Source organism: Rhizobium sp. 62_C5_N11_2 (genome assembly GCF_051811185.1).
Taxonomy (GTDB): Bacteria; Pseudomonadota; Alphaproteobacteria; order Rhizobiales; family Rhizobiaceae; genus Rhizobium; species Rhizobium leguminosarum.
This window is the reverse complement of sequence record NZ_JBPWPW010000004.1, coordinates 125,913-147,445: the sequence shown is the minus strand read 5'-3', so window position 1 is coordinate 147,445 and position 21,533 is coordinate 125,913. Positions and strand designations below refer to the sequence as shown.

At 58.9% G+C, this 21,533-nt stretch carries 23 protein-coding genes and 1 pseudogene; 6 read left to right on the top strand and 18 right to left on the bottom strand.

Translation table 11 applies throughout. The annotated features are described in order from the left end of the window. Positions 1-12 precede the first annotated feature (12 nt). Positions 13-1,344, bottom strand: a complete 1,332-nt coding sequence (gene nodC, locus AB8B31_RS32470) for a chitooligosaccharide synthase NodC (protein WP_097622121.1) — start codon at positions 1,342-1,344, stop codon at positions 13-15. Positions 1,345-1,351: 7 nt separating this feature from the next. Next, positions 1,352-2,011 (bottom strand): chitooligosaccharide deacetylase NodB, encoded by a 660-nt coding sequence (gene nodB / locus AB8B31_RS32465; RefSeq protein ID WP_088397127.1) that lies wholly within the window; start codon positions 2,009-2,011, stop codon positions 1,352-1,354. A 1,656-nt stretch (positions 2,012-3,667) separates the two neighbouring features. Between nodB and AB8B31_RS32460 the strand changes: the two are divergent. The 3 genes and pseudogenes from AB8B31_RS32460 (at position 3,668) to AB8B31_RS32450 (ending at position 5,550) form a co-directional block, all read left to right on the top strand. Beyond that, positions 3,668-4,673: pseudogene (locus AB8B31_RS32460) on the top strand (nodulation protein NodZ). Positions 4,674-4,853: 180 nt separating this feature from the next. Then, positions 4,854-5,132, top strand: a complete 279-nt coding sequence (locus AB8B31_RS32455; RefSeq protein ID WP_239621152.1) for a hypothetical protein — start codon at positions 4,854-4,856, stop codon at positions 5,130-5,132. Between the two features lie 214 nt (positions 5,133-5,346). Beyond that, positions 5,347-5,550 (top strand): hypothetical protein, encoded by a 204-nt coding sequence (locus AB8B31_RS32450; RefSeq protein WP_097622120.1) that lies wholly within the window; start codon positions 5,347-5,349, stop codon positions 5,548-5,550. 277 nt (positions 5,551-5,827) lie between these two features. Here AB8B31_RS32450 and AB8B31_RS32445 read toward each other — a convergent pair whose 3' ends face one another. The 11 genes from AB8B31_RS32445 to AB8B31_RS32395 all read right to left on the bottom strand — a co-directional run bounded on the left by AB8B31_RS32445 (position 5,828) and on the right by AB8B31_RS32395 (position 15,283). Beyond that, entirely contained in the window at positions 5,828-6,493 is a 666-nt protein-coding gene (locus tag AB8B31_RS32445) for a Crp/Fnr family transcriptional regulator (RefSeq protein ID WP_054185960.1), read from the bottom strand. A 31-nt stretch (positions 6,494-6,524) separates the two neighbouring features. Continuing rightward, on the bottom strand, positions 6,525-6,683 hold the full coding sequence (gene ccoS / locus AB8B31_RS32440) for a cbb3-type cytochrome oxidase assembly protein CcoS (RefSeq protein ID WP_004674425.1): 159 nt from the start codon (positions 6,681-6,683) through the stop codon (positions 6,525-6,527). After that, positions 6,680-8,965, bottom strand: a complete 2,286-nt coding sequence (locus tag AB8B31_RS32435; protein ID WP_097622119.1) for a cation-translocating P-type ATPase — start codon at positions 8,963-8,965, stop codon at positions 6,680-6,682. The genes ccoS and AB8B31_RS32435 overlap by 4 nt, the downstream gene beginning before the upstream one ends. Beyond that, complete coding sequence (locus AB8B31_RS32430; RefSeq protein WP_007637017.1) at positions 8,962-9,447, bottom strand: FixH family protein; 486 nt, start codon at positions 9,445-9,447, stop codon at positions 8,962-8,964. Before AB8B31_RS32430 ends, AB8B31_RS32435 begins: the two co-directional genes overlap by 4 nt. Continuing rightward, positions 9,444-11,018, bottom strand: coding sequence for a cytochrome c oxidase accessory protein CcoG (gene ccoG / locus AB8B31_RS32425; protein WP_097622118.1), 1,575 nt, complete (start codon positions 11,016-11,018; stop codon positions 9,444-9,446). Before ccoG ends, AB8B31_RS32430 begins: the two co-directional genes overlap by 4 nt. A 167-nt stretch (positions 11,019-11,185) precedes the next feature. Beyond that, positions 11,186-11,371: a hypothetical protein gene (locus AB8B31_RS32420; protein WP_054185956.1), complete on the bottom strand. Its 186-nt coding sequence runs from the start codon at positions 11,369-11,371 to the stop codon at positions 11,186-11,188. Positions 11,372-11,382: 11 nt separating this feature from the next. Beyond that, the gene (gene ccoP / locus AB8B31_RS32415; protein WP_088397122.1) at positions 11,383-12,246 is read right to left on the bottom strand and encodes a cytochrome-c oxidase, cbb3-type subunit III; all 864 of its coding nucleotides are present in this window, start codon (positions 12,244-12,246) and stop codon (positions 11,383-11,385) included. 1 nt (position 12,247) lies between these two features. Further along, on the bottom strand, positions 12,248-12,400 hold the full coding sequence (locus tag AB8B31_RS32410; RefSeq protein WP_004674411.1) for a cbb3-type cytochrome c oxidase subunit 3: 153 nt from the start codon (positions 12,398-12,400) through the stop codon (positions 12,248-12,250). 8 nt (positions 12,401-12,408) lie between these two features. Continuing rightward, positions 12,409-13,143 carry a cytochrome-c oxidase, cbb3-type subunit II gene (gene ccoO / locus AB8B31_RS32405; RefSeq protein ID WP_007637025.1) on the bottom strand — a complete coding sequence of 245 codons (735 nt, stop codon included), beginning with the start codon at positions 13,141-13,143 and terminating at the stop codon, positions 12,409-12,411. An 8-nt stretch (positions 13,144-13,151) separates the two neighbouring features. After that, positions 13,152-14,774 carry a cytochrome-c oxidase, cbb3-type subunit I gene (ccoN, locus tag AB8B31_RS32400; RefSeq protein ID WP_007637026.1) on the bottom strand — a complete coding sequence of 541 codons (1,623 nt, stop codon included), beginning with the start codon at positions 14,772-14,774 and terminating at the stop codon, positions 13,152-13,154. 284 nt (positions 14,775-15,058) lie between these two features. Next, entirely contained in the window at positions 15,059-15,283 is a 225-nt protein-coding gene (locus AB8B31_RS32395) for a hypothetical protein (RefSeq protein ID WP_179874264.1), read from the bottom strand. A gap of 317 nt (positions 15,284-15,600) precedes the next feature. On the opposite strand from AB8B31_RS32395, the gene AB8B31_RS32390 reads away from it, so the two are divergent. Both AB8B31_RS32390 and AB8B31_RS32385 read left to right on the top strand, forming a co-directional pair. Beyond that, on the top strand, positions 15,601-16,044 hold the full coding sequence (locus AB8B31_RS32390) for a pseudoazurin (RefSeq protein WP_007637029.1): 444 nt from the start codon (positions 15,601-15,603) through the stop codon (positions 16,042-16,044). A gap of 166 nt (positions 16,045-16,210) precedes the next feature. Next, positions 16,211-16,450, top strand: a complete 240-nt coding sequence (locus AB8B31_RS32385) for a hypothetical protein (protein WP_097622117.1) — start codon at positions 16,211-16,213, stop codon at positions 16,448-16,450. A gap of 567 nt (positions 16,451-17,017) precedes the next feature. Here AB8B31_RS32385 and hemN read toward each other — a convergent pair. After that, entirely contained in the window at positions 17,018-18,370 is a 1,353-nt protein-coding gene (hemN, locus tag AB8B31_RS32380; RefSeq protein ID WP_097622116.1) for an oxygen-independent coproporphyrinogen III oxidase, read from the bottom strand. Positions 18,371-18,706: 336 nt separating this feature from the next. Here hemN and AB8B31_RS32375 point away from each other — a divergent pair, with 336 nt between their 5' ends. Continuing rightward, a complete protein-coding gene (locus AB8B31_RS32375; protein WP_088397119.1) occupies positions 18,707-18,838 on the top strand; it encodes an NAD(P) transhydrogenase subunit alpha in 132 nt (43 codons plus the stop codon). Between the two features lie 252 nt (positions 18,839-19,090). On the opposite strand, the gene AB8B31_RS32370 is transcribed toward AB8B31_RS32375, so the two are convergent. The 4 genes from AB8B31_RS32370 to AB8B31_RS32355 form a co-directional block, all read right to left on the bottom strand. Further along, entirely contained in the window at positions 19,091-19,546 is a 456-nt protein-coding gene (locus AB8B31_RS32370) for a phasin (RefSeq protein WP_007636614.1), read from the bottom strand. Positions 19,547-20,500: 954 nt separating this feature from the next. Then, a complete protein-coding gene (gene fdxB / locus AB8B31_RS32365) occupies positions 20,501-20,818 on the bottom strand; it encodes a ferredoxin III, nif-specific (protein WP_097622191.1) in 318 nt (105 codons plus the stop codon). Further along, the gene (locus AB8B31_RS32360) at positions 20,815-21,018 is read right to left on the bottom strand and encodes a CCE_0567 family metalloprotein (protein WP_097622192.1); all 204 of its coding nucleotides are present in this window, start codon (positions 21,016-21,018) and stop codon (positions 20,815-20,817) included. Before AB8B31_RS32360 ends, fdxB begins: the two co-directional genes overlap by 4 nt. Positions 21,019-21,042: 24 nt before the next feature. Then, positions 21,043-21,531: a NifX-associated nitrogen fixation protein gene (locus AB8B31_RS32355; protein ID WP_088397325.1), complete on the bottom strand. Its 489-nt coding sequence runs from the start codon at positions 21,529-21,531 to the stop codon at positions 21,043-21,045. Positions 21,532-21,533 lie beyond the last annotated feature (2 nt).

Genomic DNA, 21,533 nt, shown 5'->3' with positions numbered 1-21,533 from the left:
GGTAAATAGATCTTACTCGTCGCTGCACATGCAGTCAGACGTCGTTCGCGCGGCAGGATCGCGGGCGGGGTTGAGCCTTCGAGGCGCTGTCGCATGTCCAGAACATTCTGTAGTGCGCGCATCAGTCGCCGGATGTTGATTCGAGTTGCCAGCAGAGCTGCGCGACAGCCAGTCGCTATTGCTCAGCGTGCACAGCGCGTAGGCTTTCAAGGGAAGTAGCAGAAAAATATTGATGAATGCATGCAGAGAGAACCCGAGGAACCGTAGTTGGCGGGCCCGAAGCGCGACAACGCTGCAGTGGATCATCGTCATGGCCACAATCATCAGGGCTGCCAACCAAGGCACGGTGCCCGTCAATGCAAGCTGTGCGAGCCCCGTCAGCACCGATAGTGCCAGAAGCGGCGGTCCGAGGTTCTGTCCGACAACGTCGAGCGTAAGGAAGCGATTGAGGTTGGGCAGCAGGCGCAGCCCAAGCAACGTGTCCCGGTACGTGCTCCGCGCCCAGCGTAGTTGTTGGCGCAGATACGGTCCTAGCTTGTTCGGAACGACTGTCGCTGCGATGGCGCTCGGCACGTACTCCGTTCGAAAGCCTGCCTTCAGCATGAGAATGGTGAGATGCCGATCCTCACCGAAATCGCTTGGCTTTCCCCGAAAATACTGTGATTCGTACTGGTCAAGCAGCGAAGCGAGCGCAGAGCGACGGTAGATAGCACATGGACCGCAGCAGCACATAACGGCTCCGAAGCGAGCTTGTGCCGCACGCTCCTCGTTGCAAGCCAGCCAGTACTCCATATCGATCAAACGGGTCAGCCAACTATCGTTTCGGTTGCGGGCCGTCAACTGTCCCATGGCCGCGCCGACAGCCGGATCTTGCATTTTAGGCACGAGTTTCCTGATGACGTCAGATGCGAGGATCGTGTCGGAGTCGACGTTTAACACCATATCTCCAGCAGAGCGGCGTATCGCGGCGATCTGTGCCTTCCGTTTACCGACATTCTGGGGAAGCAGGAGAATATTGAATCTGGGGTCTCGTGCGAAGGCCTCGTGCACAGGTCGCAAAGCCTCGCGATTTTCGGAACCGTCATCAACTAGGTAAACCTGCAGCCTTCCCCCGTATTCCTGACCCGCAATAGAAGCCAGGCACTCCGAAAGCGTGCGGGGATCCTCGTTGAAGCTTGGCACGATGACATCTACGCTGGGCAGCTCGTCAAAGCCGTCCAAGCCCTGGGACGCCAATGAAACATCGGTCGGCAGAGAATAAACGGCCTGCATGCTTTTATAAGCAGTCGAGAGAAGTGTATAAAGCGAGACGGCGACAGTGCTGGTTGTGTCAAGCATATCCATCGGATCTTCAGAACTCCCGAGTAAGCGAGCGGAATACAAAGCCGCGATCATGTAAAGCTGGAATTATCCTAGATAACGCCATAATAGTCTGGTGGCGCAGACTGCGGTCAGTTCCTTGCTGCATTTCACTGGAGGGACAACCGTCGTGCAAGAGCACGATTGACCCCGGTCGGACAGACTGCAGCACATCATTGACAATGGCGTCGGCCCCGGGAAGAGACCAGTCTCGTGGATCTACCGACCAGTGCACGGCAGTGAGTTCCGCATTCGCCGAAGCCTTGAGCACTTCTTCGGTCCAGATGCCGTAAGGAGCCCGGATGTGCCGCACCACCGCCTGAGGCGCCGCCATTTTTATGGCTCTGTTTGTCTCGAGTATCTGACGTTGCACCTCGTCGGGTTCGCAGTCAGACAGGTCTGGATGCGTCATTGTGTGGTTGGCGACTTCATGCCCCTCTGCAATCATTCGCTGGATCAATTTCGATTGATCGGCCAGGAACTCGCCGATGACGAAGAATGTTGCCGGCACCCGGTGTTCAGCCAGAATATCGAGAATCTCCGGTGTACAAAATGGATGCGGACCGTCGTCGAACGTCAAATAAACGCTGTTACGACCAGTGCCGTCATCGCGCTCACCGTGCACTTCGCACGAGCAATCGAGGTGCGTCATTGTTCTCGTCCTTTCCGGTAAATTATCCTGGTGTGCCATTCGGAGACCGGCCGCCCAAAGGGTAGGATGATGACGCCGCGCGTGGACGCAGGTCGAAACGCGCGCGGGGCAGCGTGTAGCGTACGCCGTTTCCCAAAATAGCGGTCACCAGACCGCCTCGTCTGAATCTGTCAATACCGCGGCTCGTTGCGGACTGCACCGAGTGCGAATGTAAATTCGAGCGATAGATGATCCCTCGACATGCTCGGAGTTGCGATTCCTTTTCCGCAACGGTTCCCAACGCACGTTAAAGCGCATGCAAAGGCCTCATAATTTTTGCCGATTTGCCAAAGCGTCCGATCTTGCGATCAAAGTGACGATTGGTGGTGAATCCCCGAGCTGTCGACGATCGCAAGGTGATGCAATGGGCTGATCGAACGCTTATGTAAGCATCGCATTCCAAAGCCACACATTTGACCCCTCTACACCACTGGCGCGCCATCGACGACTTGATTTCTGTCAAGATGCCCGTCTAATGGATGACGCCATTCAATTCGTAAAATCGATTGTTTGGATGACACCCATCCACGCCATAGATAAAATTCTGCCTCCACGGGTTCCTGCTAACGGACCGAGCCTGTTGTCGTGGCTGGCGCGGGACTTGCGTCGTCGCTCCCTTGAAGAACTTATCATGGCTCGGCATTGGCGGCTTTTTAACCTGCTCTGGGTAAAGCTCTGGAGCAGATTGAAACCTTCCGGAAGCCTGAAAGCGCCGGATAGAATTGCTCGGCTATGGCTGTCAAACGACTCGAGGAACTTGTCTCACTTGCCGAATTGAAGAACTGACCCCATCGGTTTGCGGTTTCGTTAGATCCGAGCGCTGGCCCCAATCTTCCGCAGATGGGCGGAGCGTCGCTTTTGGCTAAGCGATAACTGTCGCCCGGATGGTGACCACCGTCGAGAGGTGAAAGCAGGCGGTCCATGCTGTGACGACCACACGACTACTTGAGGGGATCAGGATCGAGCCGTTGTCGTAGCGCGGGACACCATTTGGAAGACACCCGGGCGCGATTGGCCTCCAAGTGCAGGTAACCGAGCTCGTCTGAATCAACAACCTGGGCCGCGGCACGACATCGACTGCTTGTCCAGCGAGCCGCAGTTGTGAGACTTCGCCAGCATCGCCGCCACGGTGGCAGCTGTGACGATGGCAGTGGTGCCCACAGTTATCCATGAAGCGGATGGCGATTATCCAAACAATCGATTTACGGATTCCCCGGGATGCTCCAGAAGACGCATGAAATGACGAGATCAGGTACCGGGAAGGGACGGGAATTGGCTAGATCGGCGCCATCCTCGATGAATCGGCGAAGCGCGCCAACATGAGCCGTACCGCAACATACGTCATCGCCCATTTGCACGGAAGCTCCGGCCTCTCGCTCCGACCCAAGTGCGATGCCGATGGGTCGGATCGGGTGCGAGATAAAAGACTGAACGATGACGGAGGGATATGCGGCGGCTTGAACGCCCGGACTGAAAAGGCGTATGGCGCCGCAACTTCCAGTCTGGCAGAAAATCGTAAATCTGTGAGACGAAGGGTCATGCATAAAAATTGGCGAGAATCACGATCGCTGATGCAGGTCCGAATTGATATGCAGAATTTCAGCAGATTTTAAGCCGATGCGCTTTTCCAGAACGAGGCAAAGAACATGCTCGCTGAAGAGGGATCGGTATGTTGTTTCTCGACGGCGGACTGGTTTCGGTGATTGTCTGTGGTCGCTGGCGGCAGCTTGGCGCTATGCACAGCGAACGGGGCGGACGCTGGCCATCGATTGGCGTGGCTCCTGCTATCTCAATCAACCCTTCACGAACGCTTTTACGGTGTTCTTCGAGCCGATTCAAGATATTGCTGGCGTACGGGTGATTTGCGATGACCAGATCAACCAGTTCTCATTTCCGGGACCGTTCTTCCCATCATGGTGGAACAAGCCCACAATCGAGAGCGTTTGCCGCCCCGATGAACAAATTTTCCCGGAACGGGACGAACTGACTGAGCTTCTTCAAGCCCAGGACGATACTGATACCAACAGGGTAGTTTCTGATGCCTGTTTAATGTGGCGGTGCGACCAAGCTGCCGAACGCCAGATATTTCAGAGCCTCAACCTTAGACCTGAAATTCAGGCTCGTATTCACACCATCTATCAGGAGCACTTCAAGGGGCGCAGTATCATCGGTGTGCACGTACGGCACGGCAATGACGAAGATATAATGGACCATACGCCCTACTGGGCCGATCCGGAGTTCGCCTTACGCCAAGTGTGCACTGCCATTGAGAAGGCCAAAGCGCTACCGCATCGACGCCCTGGTTTTCTTGTGTACGGACAGCGCGCAGGTACGGGACCATTTACTGGGTGTGTTTCCCGATCTAATCACTATCCCGAAATGCTTCCAGGCGGCACAGGCCGGGCTATTACACAGTGCATCGCTGGGAGCGGACGGCGGTATCTCTGCTCTTACAGAGATGTACCTTCTCGCCCGATGCGATACGGTAATTCGCTTTCCGCGGACCAGCGCCTTCACGCGCTATGCCCGTCTCTTCGTGTCACGTGTTATTGAGTTCGACTTGAAAGATCCGACTCGCTTGATCTTGACTGACGAGTCGTCCGAGCATGAGCTGGCTTTATGAACCGGCACTCCGCTGAACAAATTCTCGGCGCCCTCGCAGGATTGACGAGAGGTCTTCACTGGATCGTAATGTGGGCGCAGCACGCGACGAGACAAGGCGGGGGCGCATCCTCTCCTAGCGTCTCGCGCGCCCAAAGGCTTGCCGGATCATTGTTGTGAGGGTAGCTATTGGGCGCCTTCGGTGAATGGAAACGGCACCGCGCGCTCGACCCGCATCATTGGCATAGCAAGCTCGCACGTCGGCGATTCCGATCGGACGAGGACATTCGCGCGCCGCAGCCTCGTCGGCGCCTTTGCCGCCGCCCTGCCTGATGCGAGGGCCTTCGTCGGGCTTGGTCGACAGATCGCCATCAAGCTGATGTTCGTGCTCTATGCGGTCGTGGGCGTGGCCGGTGCCGTTGTTTATTCCCACATTCCGACACGTCTGGCAAACCGCGCGAAGAAGCCGCCGCCGCGCTAGGTCCTTAGCGCGCATCGTCCTTGCAACTCGCAGCTCAACTCACGACGCATTCGCAGGCGTGATCGGCTGCGAAAGACAGAAGATGCACTGTTGTAGTCTCCGGCTCCCGCCGCTGCTTGCATGACGGCTTGCGCCAGTCGTTGACAAAACTCAATTGGCCAGTCACCATTCCCGTTGCCCGGCCATTTGTAATGATTAAGTTTGAGGTGGTGCCATGCCTCGCATGATCAGGTTCATGCTCACGCGTTTGGCGACGGGGTTCGCAATTAGATCCGCCGTGGGCTTCTTCGTTTGGCAAAATGGATTTGCCGCGGCAGGCACGCTTGAGAATTATCTCGCGCAGGGCCTGTTCATCTACCTCTTCGCAAGCACCATCAGCATGGGTTATCTCGCGACGGCCCTGCTCCTCGAAGAATAACGCCGGACGCTCTCCGTCGCATGTTGGTGCTCGTTGCGCCCGTTCGTCTGCACTTCCCTATTAAGCCCGCCAGTCCGACGGTATCCGCATGTGTCGTCAGCGCCACCGTTGATGCGGACAAGGCCTGAAGCAAGCGATGAAGACAGTCGAGATGGCAAGAACAATCCCGATGAGCATGACGTCCTGGTACATTTGCGCCTGGCCATAACGGAGCAAGCGATTGATCGCCACATTGACGGCGGTCGAATTCCGGCGCGGTTATCGCCCTGCCCCGAGGTCAGCACGCCTTCCGCAGCAGATCGACGCTGTCGACCACGACGACCCTGCCTCTGACTTCGACCCCTGCAGGACCGAGGGCAGCGAAAGCCCGCGAAAGGGCTTCGGGCGCAACACCGAGTTTGCCGGCCAGAATTCTCTTCCGGTAAGGCAGGCGAAAGGTGGCCTGCGATGCTGAGGCCGGGCAGCGGCTGACGAGGTAATTCGCAACACGCTGTGCAGCCGTGTGCAGCCGGTCTCCCGCTATGCAATCCATGGCACCGAGCAGATGCTGGGTTATGATGCGCATCACGTTGCGATGCATGATCGGATAGCGGTCGGCGAGCACCCGCAACTCCACAAGGTCGAACAACGCGACCTCTGCGCCGTCGGCGGACCATGCGCTGTAGGTGTAGGAGCCGCCTCCCGACAGGAGATATTCGCCGAACGTCTCGCCCGGTTCGCAGATGCAGATATCTGCCTGGCGCCCCGCGGATTCCGACTTCGAAAGTCGCACGAAGCCGCGCATCACGCAATAGACGAACGACGCCTGCTGGCCCTCGGCGATGATCCGCTCGTCCGGTGCGAAGATCTGGAACTGAGCCGTGTCGGCCAGTTCTTCTATCCTTGCTTTGTCCAGGCCGTGAAACAGGTCAGATCGCAAAAGTATGGGATGTCTCGATAGCATCGATCTTCCTTTCGTTTCGGCCGTGAGCGGTTCAAGGTCTTTTGCAATCGGTTTCGTCCTCGACGAGGATTCGCCAAGCTGCTCCTTCAAGGTCGTCGTACTGGCGGCTCGTCAGCGACCAGAGGAACGCCAGGAGACCCATTCCCCCCATCAGCAGTGCGATCGGCATCAGATAGATCAGCATGTTCATGTGGTTTCAACTTCCGCACTTCCCCCGGCAAGCGGCTCGCTCCGTAGGCCGGGGCGCCTGCCGAAGGCATTTAATCGCAGCGCATTCGTCACGACGATGATCGACGAAGTCGACATGGCCACCGCCGCTATCAGCGGCGTTGCCAGGCCGGCGATTGCGATCGGTACCGCAAGCACGTTGTAACCGATGGCGAGAGCAAAGTTCTGGCGAATGAGGCTGGCGGATCTTCGCGCAACGGCGATTGCTTCAGGAACGGCATCGAGACGATCGTTGAAGAAGATAAGGTCGGCGGCTTGCCTGCCGACGTCGGATGCGGTTGCGGGCGCCATCGAGACCTGCGCGGCGGCCAGCGCCGGTGCGTCGTTGATCCCGTCGCCGACCATGAGCACGCGATAGCCCTCGGCGCCCAGCCTCTGGAGTTCCTCGACCTTCTGTTTCGGCGCCAGGTCGCCCAGAGCTTTGCCGATACCGAGAGCCCGCGCTGTGTTGTCGACGACGGCCTGCCTGTCGCCGGATACTATCAGCGTTTCGATACCGGCTGCAGCGAGCTGGCGGAAAGCCTCGGCGGCGCCCGGACGAAGCGTGTCGTCAAACAGGAAACGGGCGAGATCAACGCCGTTTTTCGACAGGACCACCTCCGAAAACGGACTATCGCCTGCGGGCGTGAGCCCGGTTCCGCAGGCAAAGGCCCGGTTGCCGAGCCGATAGAAGTCCGCTCCTTTCCAGGCTTCCAGCCCCCCGCCGGCGATTTCCGTGACCCTGTCGAAGGCGAAGGGGTAAGAGATCTCTATGTCCCGCACCAGACCCTGGGAAAGCGGATGCCGGGAATGCGCCGCCATTGCGCAGGCGATGGCGCTATTGCCCCCGTCGATCGCGTCGGCTCGGACGAGGCGGGGCCGGCCCATCGTCAGGGTGCCGGTCTTGTCGAAGGCCACGATGTCCGCGTCGGCCAGTCTTTCGAGCGCCGAACCGTCCTTCACCATGATGCCCCTGCGGAAAAGTTCGCCGGCGGCGACCACCTGGACCACCGGTACAGCAAGGCCCAATGCGCAGGGGCATGTGATGATCAGCACCGCGACCGCGACCAGCATGGCCTGTTTCCAATCGCCGCCAAGCAAGCCCCAGGCGAGAAAGGAGGCCAACGCCAACAGGTGCACGGCGGGAGAATAAAGTGCTGCGGCGCGATCGGCGACCCGGCGATAACGAGCCCTGCCGCCCTCGGCCGCTTCCATCAGGCCGATGATCTCGGAAAGAAGTGAATCCCTTGCCACTTTAGTCGCCCGCAGGACGAGCGAACCGGTCAGGTTCATCGCACCCGAATTCACCGCGCTGCCTGCGGCGACGGCGACCGGGCTGCTTTCGCCGGTGACGATGGAGAGGTCGACGTCGCTCTTGCCGCTGACGATCATGCCGTCGAGGGGGATGCGTTCGCCGGCCGCAATCGAGATCTCGTCTCCAACTGCGATCTCTTCGACCGCAACATAGCGCCGCGACCCGTCCGCCATTATCAGCAGCGCACCGCGCGGCGTTAGTCTGACAAGCCCATTGATTGCAGCGCGCGCCTTTTCCCGCATGACATGATCGAGCGTTCTACCGATCAGCAGGAAGAACAGCAGGGACACCGATGCGTCGAACCAGACATGCTCGCCATGGTGCACGGTTTCCCACAGGGAGACTGCATAGGATAGCGTCACGGCAAGCGAGATCGGAACATCCATGTTGGTGCGCCCGCTTTTTACCGCGTTCCACGCCGATTTGAAGAAGAGGCGTCCCGCATAAACCAGCGCAGGCGCCGCGATCATCGCCGAGATCCAGTGAAACATGTCGCGCGTGGCCGCATCGGCGCCCGACCATACCGACACCGAGAGCATCATGATGTTGGCGGCCGCAAAGCCGGAAACTCCGATCGCCAGCAGTAGCTGGTTCCGGATCCTGTCGGTTTCGAGTGCTGTCGACGTGATGAGATGGGCGCGGTATCCGGCCAAAGTGATCGCGGCGAGGATTTCGGAGGGATCGGTCGCCTTCGCCTCGATCTCCTCCTGATAGACGCAGCTGACACGTCTGGCGGTGAGATTGACCCGGGCTTTCCTGACGAACGCAAGCGCCGACAGTGCTTTTTCGATGGTCAATATGCAGCCGCCACAGTGGACGTCGGGCACGCTGAGGTCGACCTGGCGTAATCCAGCCCCGAGCGGGTGGCTGGCAAGGCGTACCTCCCCGGCGCTGGCAGATGTCGCGCTGAGGGCGAGAACGCTTTCCGCATCCATCGAACAGCAGGTCATTGGCGGAACTCCGCGGTGTCGAAGCGTTTGGCCTCATGCATGACGACCGCCCCATTCATTCTCGATATGGCCTCGACGATCCAGTCGCCGGCGACAACCTGGTGATCAGCTTCGAACCGCCCTTCGCCCGTCTTCCGGAGCGTCAAGCGGAAATCCTCATGATCGCCGACGGGCCGCTTGAAGTTCAGCGTGACATCATCGATCATCGCAGGCGTGCCGGCCTTGTCGTGGATGTCGTAACGGATTTGGCTGCCCTTAACGACGAGCGCGCCCTCGACGCCGGAGGCGGCCATTGCCTTCATCGCTGCCGCCCTGGCGTTGAATTCCTGGCTGGCCACATAGGTGTTTTCCACGACGATGCCACTCCAGCTGGACGCAGCATAGAAGGCCATGGTGGCGTTGACGGCGATCACCACGGCGAAGAATGCCGAGGTGGCAAGCAGCACGTGCAAGCCGGTAAAGCCTCGAGTAGATGTCTTCATTTCACGTCTCCCGGCGCGTTGAACGCCGCGCGATAGCTCGCCCGGTCGGCTTGACCGGCGTCTTGGCCTATATCTTCGATGACGAAGAGGAATTCGTTGATCTCTGCCCCGTCGGGGGCGCGCGTGACGAAGACCTTGAGCGTCGTGGCCGCGTCGGGTTCGACGTGAGCGGTGAAGCTGCGGACATCCTGCCTGCCGAACTCGGGAATGCGCATTGTGCCCCCCTCCAGCCCGACGAGGGTGATGGTCACGTCCCGCGGCTTCGGCACCATGTTGAGGACACGCAGCGTGTAGCCGTTTCGGATGGAGCCGTCGCTTTCCAGAACATATTGAGGGTTCCGGTCGTGGACGACGTTGAGCCCGAGCCGATCGCGGAAGGCGAGATGGACGACCATGGCGATGCCGATCAATGCCCAGACGACACCGTAGAAGACGGTTCTTCGGCGGAAGATGATGCGCCAGTCGAAATGCCGGACGGTCGGGATGAAGCTTCCGTCGTCGTTTCGGACATTGGAGGGCTGGATGGCTGTCCGTCCTCCGTCAGTAGCAAGCGACATATTGCTCGAATATTCCTTGAGCGTCGCATAGGCGATCAGGCCGTGTGGCTTTCCGAGCTTGTCCATGACGCCGCCACAGGCATCGATGCAGAGGGCGCATGTGATGCATTCCATCTGCTGGCCGTCGCGAATGTCGATCCCCATCGGGCAGACGGCGACGCAGGCATTGCAGTCCACGCAATCGCCCACCGGCAGACCCTGAGCCTTCTTGGCATGGCGCGACCGCTGCTCGCCCCGCCAGTCGTTGTAGGTGACAACAAGCGAATTCTCATCCAGCATCGCGCCCTGAATGCGCGGCCACGGACACATATAGGTGCATGTCTGTTCGCGCATGAGGCCGCCAAGCACATAGGTCGTCGCGGTCAGGGTGGCGATCGTGGCATACGCAGCGGCAGGAGCGCTGCCGTCAAACAGTGAAGCCGCCAGGCTCGGCGCGTCGGCAAAATAGGAGATCCACGCTCCGCCCGTGGCGACGGCGATCAGCAGCCAGATCGCGTGCTTGATCACCCGCTTCCTGAGCTTGTCGAAAGTGAAGGGGTCGGCATCGAGCTTCATCCGAGCGTTTCGGTCGCCTTCGACAGCGCGTTCGACGACGAGAAAGAGATCGACCCAGACGGTCTGCGGACAGGCATAGCCACACCAGGCGCGGCCGACAGCGGCGGTGAGGAGGAAGAGGCCGAAGCCCGCCATGACGAGCAGGCCCGCCACATAGTAGAATTCCTGCGGCCAGATCTCGATGAAGAAAAAGAAGAAGCGCCGCGAGGCGAGGTCGACGAGGATTGCCTGATTGGGCGCATAGGGACCGCGATCCCAGCGAATCCATGGCGCGAGGTAATAGGTGCCAAGCGTGAGCAGCATCAAGACCCATTTGAACCGGCGAAATGGCCCTTCGGCGCGTTTCGGAAAGATCTTCTTGCGCGGCGCATAGAGAGGCTGGCGATTGCGCCGGGCGTTGACGGGTTCGACGCAAACGCGGTCAATGTCATTTAGATTGGAGCGGGTATAGAGATTCATAGGACCTGTCCGATTTTCACCACTCTTTTCCCAGCCGTGGCGCATCTGTTCCTTGATGCAGATCAAGAACGACCGTGCAGAAGCGAAAAGGCCACGCCCCAGAGTAAGGGCGTGGCCGGAGGACAGCGGCGGAGAAACCGCTGGGACGTCCTCCACAGGAGCTGAAACTATCGGCTCGTCTGCATGTGGTCTTTGAGGCAGATCAAACTCACCATCGAATTGCCGATCTTTGCCGGGTCGTCCTGCTCCGAAGACGCAGGCATCTGTTGGGCGCGCGCTGAGACACGCGATCGGATAACAGCACGCGGCGTGCCGTAGAGACGGAGGATCGGATTGCGGTCGTGGGCTGTCATGTCTTTTCTCCTTACGTGCCGCCCCCGAGCGCATGAACGAAAATGGTAAGCTCGTTGACCGTTGTGTCCCCCAGGCGCGCTGCCCAGGCAGGCATGACGCCATGTTTGGGAGAGGCAACCTGACGAAGAATGGCGTCTTCACCCCGCGACTTCAGCCAGATTGCATCGGCGAGATCCGGCGCACCCATTTCCGCCTTTCCTTTTGCGTCCTCGCCGTGACATGGGGCGCAATTGTCGAAGAAAACCTGTTTTCCGGCCGCCGCCAGACCGACATCCGAGGGCGTATTGGTCAGCCCCCAGACATAGGCGGCGACCTGCTTCATCTGGATGGGCTCCAGAACACCGGCAAAGGGCGGCATTTCGGAGGAATGGCTATCCGTATCGCCGTCGAAGCGGATGCCATGAGCGATCGTGGTCTGGATGGCATTCAGATCCCCGCCCCACAGCCAGTCGTCGTCGTTGAGATTCGGAAACCCCGGACCGCCGCTCGCTCCCGATCCATGGCAGGGCGCGCAGTTCACCTTGAAAGCGGATGCGCCGCCAGCGATCGCGAATTCACGAAGAGCAGGATCCGCGGCGATCTCCTCCACTGTCTTGGCAGCGATCAGATTATGGAACTTCGTCTGCGATGACTTAGCGAGATTGAGGTCCTGCTGCAGCTCGGCGCGCGTTGAATAACCGAGATAGCCGTTAGTGGCGGAAGTGATCATCGGGATGGCCGGGTAAGCGATGGCGTAGCCGATCGCCCAGAGGATCGTCACGTAGAAGGTCCAGATCCACCAGCGCGGCATGGGATTGTTGAGCTCTTGGATGCCGTCCCATTCATGACCCGTCGTTTCGACGCCGCTCAGTTCATCGATATGCTTTTCCGACATCTCAATCGTCCTTCAAGGGAATATCGGCGGCATCTTTCGCCGTTTGCTTGCTACCTGGGCGAAGGGTGAGCATGACCGCGCCGACGAAGAATGCCGCCATTGCCAGGAGGCCCCAGCTGTCGGAGAAGTGTCTCATTGCAGTGTAAGTTTCCATGGATCACCTCACCGGTAGCCGGTCGCGTCGTCATAGGTCGAGAAATCAACCAGCGTTCCGAGCATCTGCAGGTAGGACACCAGCGCGTCCATCTCGGTCAGCCGGGTTGGATCGCCGTCGAGATCGCCGACATTCGCATTTGGGTAGCGCTTGAGTAGGGCCGCCGCGTCCGCGTTCGGATCGGCCTGGGCTCTCATGTCGGCCTCGGCATTCGCCAGCATGTCGTCGCTGTAAGGCACGCCCACGTCCTCATTGGCCTTGAGGTCCTCTCCGACACTCCTGACCGTCACCTCCTTCTCTTCTAGGAAGGCGTAGCTCGGCATGATTGATTCCGGCACCACGGCCCGCGGATTTGCGAGATGCTGGACGTGCCATTCGTTCGAGTAACGCCCCCCGACGCGGGCCAGATCTGGCCCTGTCCGCTTGGATCCCCATTGGAACGGGTGGTCGTACATCGATTCCGCTGCGAGCGAATAATGGCCGTAACGCTCGACCTCATCACGGAACGGCCGGATCATCTGGCTGTGGCAGAGATAGCAGCCTTCACGGATGTAGATGTTCCGTCCGGCGAGCTCTAGCGGCGTGTAGGGCCGCATCCCTGCCACTTTTTCGATCGTGTTCTGCAGGTAGAACAGCGGGGCGATTTCAACGATGCCGCCAATGCTGACGACCAGCAGCGAGCCGACCAGAAGAAGCGTCGCGTTCTTCTCGAGGGTCTTATGTTTATCAAGTAACGATGCCATGTCTCACCTCACTCGGCAGGCTGTGCCTGGGGCACCAAACTGGTCGGCATTGGGGCTTCGTCGCGCAGGTGGCCTCGGAGCGTCATGAACACATTCCAGGCCATGACGAGGCCACCGGCCAGGTAGAGTGCTCCGCCGACGGCACGCAGCACGTAATAGGGGATCATCGCCGCGACCGTTTCAGCGAAGGAATAGACGAGGAAGCCCTGGGAATTGTATTCTCGCCACATCAGCCCCTGCTGGATGCCCGCGACCCAGAGCACCGCGGCGTAAATCACAATCCCGAGCGTCGCAAGCCAGAAGTGCCAGTTGACCATCCGCAGGCTGTAGAGGCGCTCGCGCCCCCACAGTTTCGGCGTCAGGTAGTATATCGCCCCGAAGGTGATCATACCCACCCAGCCAAGTGCTCCGGAATGCACGTGACCGATCGTCCATTCGGTATAGTGGCTGAGCGAATTGACCGCCTTGATCGACATCATCGGGCCTTCGAAGGTCGACATCCCATAAAATGCGATGGCGACGATCATCATCCGGATGATCGGGTCGGTGCGAATTTTGTCCCAGGCGCCCGAAAGGGTCATTAAACCGTTGATCATGCCGCCCCAGGAGGGCATCCAGAGCATGACGGAGAAGACCATTCCGAGCGTCTGCGCCCAGTCAGGCAGCGCCGTGTAATGCAGATGATGCGGGCCGGCCCAGATATACATGAAGATCAGGGCCCAGAAGTGGATGATCGACAGCCGGTAGGAATAAACCGGGCGGTTGGCCTGCTTCGGCACGAAATAGTACATCATGCCCAGGAAGCCGGCGGTGAGGAAGAAGCCGACGGCGTTGTGGCCGTACCACCATTGGGTGAGTGCATCCTGGACGCCGGAGAAGAGAGAATAACTCTTGGAGCCGAGGAACGAAGCAGGAACAGCGAGGTTGTTGACCACATGCAGCATCGCAATGGTGACTATGAAGCTGAGATAGAACCAGTTTGCCACGTAAATATGCGGCTCTCTGCGCTTCAGGATCGTTCCGAGATAGACGGCCAGATAGGCGACCCAGACGATGGTAAGCCACAGGTCGACGTACCATTCAGGCTCGGCATATTCGCGCGCCTGATTGATGCCGATCACGTAGCCGGTCGCGGCCATCACGATGAACAGCTGGTAGCCCCAGAAGACGAACCAGGCGAGTGTTCCTCCGAAGAGACGCGCGCGACAGGTGCGTTGCACCACATAGAAGGATGTCATGATCAGCGCGTTGCCGCCGAAGGCGAAGATCACCGCCGACGTGTGAACCGGTCGCAATCTTCCGAAATTCAAATAGGGCGCGATGTTGAGGTCGGGAAAGGCGAGCTGCAGCGCGATGATCACGCCGACGAGGAAGCCGACGACGCCCCAGAACACCGTGGCGATCAGGCCGTAGCGGATTACCTCATCGCAATAGCCCGTAAGGTCTGTTTTGCGCTGTTGGCCCGTCGGCGAAAACTCTGCGTTTTTAACAAGCAGCAGCGTTCCCACAACCAGGCAGAGGCAAAGTATACCCATATGGACTGCAAAGAGATGATCGTGCGCGAATGCCGCTGCGAGCAGCGCCAGAAACGCTGCGACCGCGACCACCATCGTTTCTGTCGTGTAATTCATGATGTCGTCCCCAGTGCGCAGACGACCGCCTCGCGGCCGGCTTTCTCGGATTTCGAGGCAGGACTGTCACGAAGACGGGAACGGCTCCTTGATCTACATCAACAAGCGGACTGGAAGCGGTGGACGAACGGACGTTGTTACACTCTGTTACAAACTTTCCCCTTTTGGCACCGCCCGCTATTCCCATGTGACGCAGCTGCTTTCTACCGCACCCACTGCCACAAGGGGGTATGAAGATGCTGTGCAGAACACCACGCGTCCGTCGAGAAGACGTTAAAAGCTCTTCATGCCGGCCAATCCCTCTCGTCGCTTTTCGTAGGCTCGGAGGCGGAAGCCGTCGCGGCCAGTAAGGCGATTTGGTGGGAGGGTGATAAGCCAACCATCTCGTCCAGGTGGAAGAAGGTGTCGTGCGCCTGCTTCGTTTCATCGGCGAAGATCATCGCGTGATAATCGCTCTTCACTTCGCCGACGATCTCAACGGCGCGTCGTTTTCGGAGGATTCCTGTCAAAGGGTCAACTTCCACACACGCGACACCGGGGGATCGACATTAATGCCCTCGCGAACTCCCGACGCGATATGAGCTCAGTCGCGGCAATCCAAAGCTGGTTCAGCAGCGCCGACGTTCGCCGAGCGTGCTTGTCCTCCGGTGATTCCTACATCGCTTGCAGGCTGCCATGTCCCTCGCAAGGGCGCTGGGCAAGCAGGCAAAAATTGGGATCTTCTGCCTTTTATTCCCGAATTTGACGGGCATCAAAGAACCCAAATCCGGCATCTGCTAAAAACATTCATGAGGCTGATTGGGTCTCGCAGAACAGGAGCTTGCAAATGCGGTTAAAATTCAGTCCGATCGCTGCAGCAGCAGCCTTGATTGTCTCGGCAGCGCCGTTGATGGCGGCCGACCATCAGGTTCGGATGCTCAACAAAGGCACGGAAGGCGCGATGGTGTTCGAGCCCGGCTTCCTGAAGATCGCCCCCGGCGACACCGTCACTTTCATCCCCACCGACAAGGGCCACAACGTCGAAACCTTCAAAGGCCTCATTCCGGATGGCGTTGCGGAATATAAGTCAAAGCCGAACGAGCAATATCGGGCGAAGTTCGATGTTCCAGGCGTCTATGTCCTGAAATGCACCCCACATTCCGGCATGGGCATGGTTGCCTTGATCCAGGTGGGCGACAGCCCGGCCAATCTCGAAGCGATCAAGACTGCAAAGGTGCCGAACATGGTGCGTAAGCGGCTCGATGCCGACCTCACACACATCACCCAGTGATAAACGGCAGGTGCGGATGGCCGCGCAGCCCATGAAGATGGCGTTCGCGGGGGCTTTCTGCCTCTCAGGAGCAACTGATGCTCCCGTGAGCATCGAGCAGAGCCAGGCGCGTCAGGCAAGGCGTCCAGGCAGTGGTTAGCGTCGGACACGGTTGTCGGCAAAGCCAATGCCGAAACTTGGCTGGATCATCGAGAACGTCAATGCGGCCTGTGAAAAGAGCTATGATCTGCACGGCAGACCTGCGAAGAAACGCGTGGGCGAGATCACTGGCCCGGCGGCAATCTCGCTGACGACGAATATAACGAGGTCGTTTTTTGCGGGCAGTCGCGAAGGAGATGCCAGCCGAAACCCGCGGTTTCGTTCCGGTCGTCTAGGAATTGCACGGAAGGCGCCGTCGAACGTTTGATCGAAATCCCGCGGCAGGCAAGTCGTGCTACAATTACGAGACCCCTGCCCTCGTCCTTCGACGTGCTCGAACAACCGCTTTCGTGAGCGGGCGAGAGCCGTCGACCATGCGGCGCTCGGTAGCTCACCTCGCGACAAGGCTCCTTCAGGCGCCTGAGCGGCCGCCATAATCGCGATGGGCACATTTCTGCGGACCGGCGCTTGCCGACGCCACCTGAAAGGTTCGACGTCAGTCGCCAACGATATCCTAGACCGCGGCCTGCCGAGATCGAGCTGTGCTTCAATGAGCCGAAAAGCTCGACGGTAACGACCTCGACGTCCAGGCGGTGATACGGGCGCGCGCCCATCTGCTTGCGACAGGGCGCCCGATGACCGTATTTGTGAGTGCGCCCGCCCTGATTCACACGAACTTGCGACGTCGATCCTCGTCGACGTGCGGTTGTCGACGGGACTCCTGGGAAGATAACCGCAGGGTCCTCGATCGAGAAACGGGAACTCGATGTCTTCTCGCGCGGCCTTTGATGCGTTTCGTGTCGCCGGAACCGATGCAAACTTCCGGCGACATGCATTAGGCTGCCTTGCTGTGCGTGTGCCCGTGCGAGCCAAAATAGGCGTCGAATGCTGCCGCGACTGCACGGACCATAAAGCGCGCCTCCTCGCATACGACAATCCGTTCACCGCTGATCGTCACGACGCCGTCGGCCATGAGCTCGCCGAGACGGTCGTTGCCCTCGACAAGGAAGCCGGTGTCGAAACCCGACCCGCTGCTCAAATGGCCGAGATCGGCTTCGAAATCGCACATCAGCCTCTCGATGACCCTCGCCCGAAGCTTGTCCTCCTCGCTGAGAAGATATCCCTTGGCGGTCGGCAGCACCCCGAAGGCAATCCGCTCGGCATAGAGGCCGAGAGGCACGTGGTTCTGCATATAGCCGGCCGGCAGCCGCCCGATCGCAGATGCGCCGAGGCCGATCAGGCTATCGCAATCATCCGTGGTATAGCCCTGGAAGTTTCTCCTCAGCGCTCTGTTGCGCGCGGCGAGTGCCAACTGATCGTCCGGCAGTGCAAAATGATCGAGCCCAATGCGCTGATATCCGGCGTTCTGCAGCTCCTCGGCGATCACTTCCGCCTGCTCGTTCCGCTGTTTTGCGTCCGGCAGCGATGCTTCGTCGATCAGGCGCTGATGTTTCTTGAAAGCGGGTATGTGAGCGTAACCGAAAACGGCGAAACGTTCGGGACGCAGTTCTGCAGCCAGCCGGACCGTTTCGATGCAAGATTGGACGGTCTGTTTCGGAAGGCCATAAATCAGGTCGAAGTTGATGCTGCTGACGCCTGCTGAGCGCAACCCGGCGACCGCCCTTTCCGTCTGCTCAAAGGATTGCAGCCGCTTGATACCGGCCTGCACGATCGGATCGAAGCTCTGGACGCCGAGGCTTGCGCGGTCGATACCGTTTTCGCCGAGCGCGTCGATCATGGGGGCGACCAATGTGCGAGGGTCGATCTCGACTGCGACGCCGGCTTTCGCTTCGAATGTAAAGGCGCTCCTGAGCTTTGCCATTAGAGCCGAAAATTCCTGCGGCTTCATGACCGACGGCGTGCCGCCGCCGAAATGCACGTACTTGACGGGCACGTCGTTTCCGGCCGCAAAGGAGATAAGCTCGATCTCCTCCTTCATCACGTCGAGATAGTCGGCGACTGGAGCGTCTTGCCGGGTGATGGTTGTGTGGCAGCCGCAGTACCAGCATATCGAACGGCAGAACGGGACGTGGAGATAAACCGAAACCGGGCCAGCCGCGGCGATATGGGCGAGGTTGCCGACATATTCATCCGGCCCCACGGCAGCTGAAAAAGCCGCCGCCGTCGGGTAGCTCGTATAACGCGGAACCCGCGCATCGCCGTATTTGGCGATCAGATCATCGGACATTTTCGCATCCCTTCTCAAAACAGGATGCTTTATGACCTCCGGCCGCGCCGGCTTCCTTGTCCCAAATCAATGATGACGTCTCAGGCCAGACTCAGCCCGATCTTTGTCCGCTGTGAAAGTCAGCACTTTCGAACCCGCCTAACATCTCGTTCTGACATGGGTCGAGCCGCGGTCCCGTCTGTTCGAAGAGACGTGGCACAAGGAAACGAGCAAGAATGCCTGATACCGGGTGAAACAACTCAAATTGATGTCCGCGTGGTGTCGCCGGTCGAGCCGCATCCCACCGTCTCGGCACGCTCCATGCGCTGGCCCCCGGCGATATTTTGCTGATCGCCAGTGGAAACTGGTGCCGGCCTAACGGCGGAAATCTCGAACGAAGCCTACCGAAATGCGGAAGTCGTGGTCGTTCCAAGTCCACAGGCCCTCGCCGCGGCCGCCGACGTGATCGTCAAGGTGCGCTCCGACTAATGAGGTCGCCCTGCTGTCGCCTGAAAAGACGCTGATCTCTTTCATCTATCCCGTAGCCAACAACGAGTTGCTCGAGCGGGCTCTGCATTCGGGCGCGAATATAAGCGCCATAGACATCCCGCGCATCAGCCGTGCACAGAAGATGGATGGGAAAGATCGGGAGCTACCGAGCGGTCATCGAAGCGAGTGCGAACTTCAGGTGTTTCTTCACCGGGCAGATCACCGCGCGGTTTTTCCAGGCTCTCCTCAGTTTTACGTCGCCTTGAGGTCCGTCAGCACCTTGTCAAAAGCATCCTTGACCGGCTTTGAGATTTCCTCCACCGTCCTGCTTGCGAGTACCCGGAATTCCTTGGCGTGCTGCAAACTTGTCTCAACCCGCTTGCGCAGGAAGGTCGACTGCAGTTCGAGGACCTGCGACGGCGAATTTGCGCTAAGCAAAGCTTGCAGATGCGAGAAGCCGGCCTCGGCGTCGGCCTGCAGTGCAGCGATCGTCTTCCAAGACAATTCGTTGCCGAACAGGCTTGTCGTTTCGAGGATCGGAGGCAGCATTTTCTGTGTCGCTTCAGCACCGGACGCAAATTTCAAAAAAGCCTCTGTCACCTGCTTGTTCCCCTTTTCAACGGATGCGCCCAACTGATCTGGCACCTTGAGCGGCGATGACGCCGGGTTTTCGATCGTTTCAAAGGATCTTTCGGAAATCTTGGTCATAGCGTTTTCCTTCTCATTGAGTTGGTTGCAAGCTGTGACGTCGGGATTGCCCCTTCCGCCGGCGGACTATGCAGGCCGCTTGGTAGAACGTCGGGCCGATGACGAACCGTCATGTGGCCTCCGTTCCGTTCGTTTCATGAACCGGCATCATGCAGACTGCTTTCTGCCGCTTGTAACCAGGGATCAGCAAACACCATGCCAACTGCTCAGACGCTCCAAGAAGATGATTTTTGTTTATCGATGGGCGGATTGATGGGTATTTGGCGGAGAGACCGGCGAACAAACGTTCTAATCTCGACAATTCGACAATACCGAGGAGACCCGAGAGGGGACGACGGCGGCGGGCGAAGCAGAAGCAACCCCGACGAGCGGGTTGCTTCTAGATAGGTGTCGGGTGCCCGACATTTGCGAGACATGTGGACAGCTGAGATGGGGACAAGCGAATGAGCATGTAATTCAATCGCGCTCAGGATCGTCCTGTGTCGGATCGTATTGAGCCTGCGGGGTGGAAAGTGACGTTGCGGTCCTCGCCGCAAGTGCCTCCGTCAGCCGCGCACTGGTGTTTGCCTTGACGGTCAGCTTGCGCGAGACATTGCGTGCAAGCGCAGTGCCTTCTTTACACCGGCCGTCATCTGGGTAGAAACCGCCGCATCCGCATCCGCGGAACCGGCATGGGACACGAATGTCACGATGTGTGGCGATCCGATCACGGGGCATCAGCCTTGGAAACCGGATAATCGGTTCATCGCCGAGGGCCACGAGACAGCGATCGCCACTTCGCGCTTTTGAAAAAGCTTCACTGAAGAAGCGATGAACTAGCCACCATCGCAACGCTAACTTTGTGGATGGAATGCCACAGGAAGTAACTTCGTTCGTTGGCTTGCGCAGAGTACGAGCAGCAGGAGGCAACAAACGAGATGAAGGCAACAGCGTTCTCCTGATTTGTTCGCAAGATCACGCACTAACCTTATCTGCCGCGACATGGGTCTGACAGTTCTTCGGGCAGACGCGCGCGCAGGCGCCGCAACCAATGCATCGGCCGGCCTGGTCGACAACCATGATCATACGATTGAGCTCGCCATCGAAGTCTTCATCCTCGTCGTCGCAGATGCCGAGGATTCCACCCGCTTCATCGACGCCATAGAGGTGCATGACTTCGCGAGAGCAGACTTTGAAGCATCGGCCACAGCCGATGCAGGTTGCAGCATCGATGCAGGTCAGGTACTCCGGCACCCAGCTGGAGCCGTCGCGCGTGACGAAAGAGCCGGTCATCGTGAATTCTCCAATGCGGCGAGCTCTTCCTTCGCAGCGTTCAACTCGGCGAAGGCGTCGAACGTCTCTCCAGCAATGGTCTTGATCTTAGCCCAATTAATCGGAAGGTCCTCGGCAAGATCGTGCAACGCCATTTTCGCAGTGGCGGCACGTGACTGCAGCTTACGGACCTTCTTCAGCTGCTCCACAATGTTTGGCATGATCTCTTTCCTCGAAAACTGATTTCATGATGCCCGCGCAACGTCGGGATAGGTTTCGATAACTGCAATCGCGTCATCGACCATTTTGTTGCCGACCTCGGCGAGCTTGCCAAGCGTCTCAAAGCCGAACCGGTGGACATCGCGCAGGGTCTTCGACAGAACGACCAACCGTCCAGTCGTGAAAAGCACGCGGCCGAAGCCCTCATGGCCGATCGTCATGATCGGCGATGCCAACAGGCCTGTGCACTCTTCGATCACAAGCCCCACGCAACTGTAAAAATTCTGGAGCCTCCACAGCACATCTGGATCGGGATCGCCTATGATCGGGATCTTACGGCGCTGCTCCTTGGTGAGGATGAAGTCGGCCAGCAGGTCAGCGTCCGATTTGCCCTCCCACGCCCCATGGGCATCCTGAGCGCGGATGAGCCTTATGAGGCATCTGAGAAAAGGGGTGGCGAGATCCCCATCCTCCTTGACAGCAGGGCCATCCGTACTTCCTGTCAATGTACCCATGT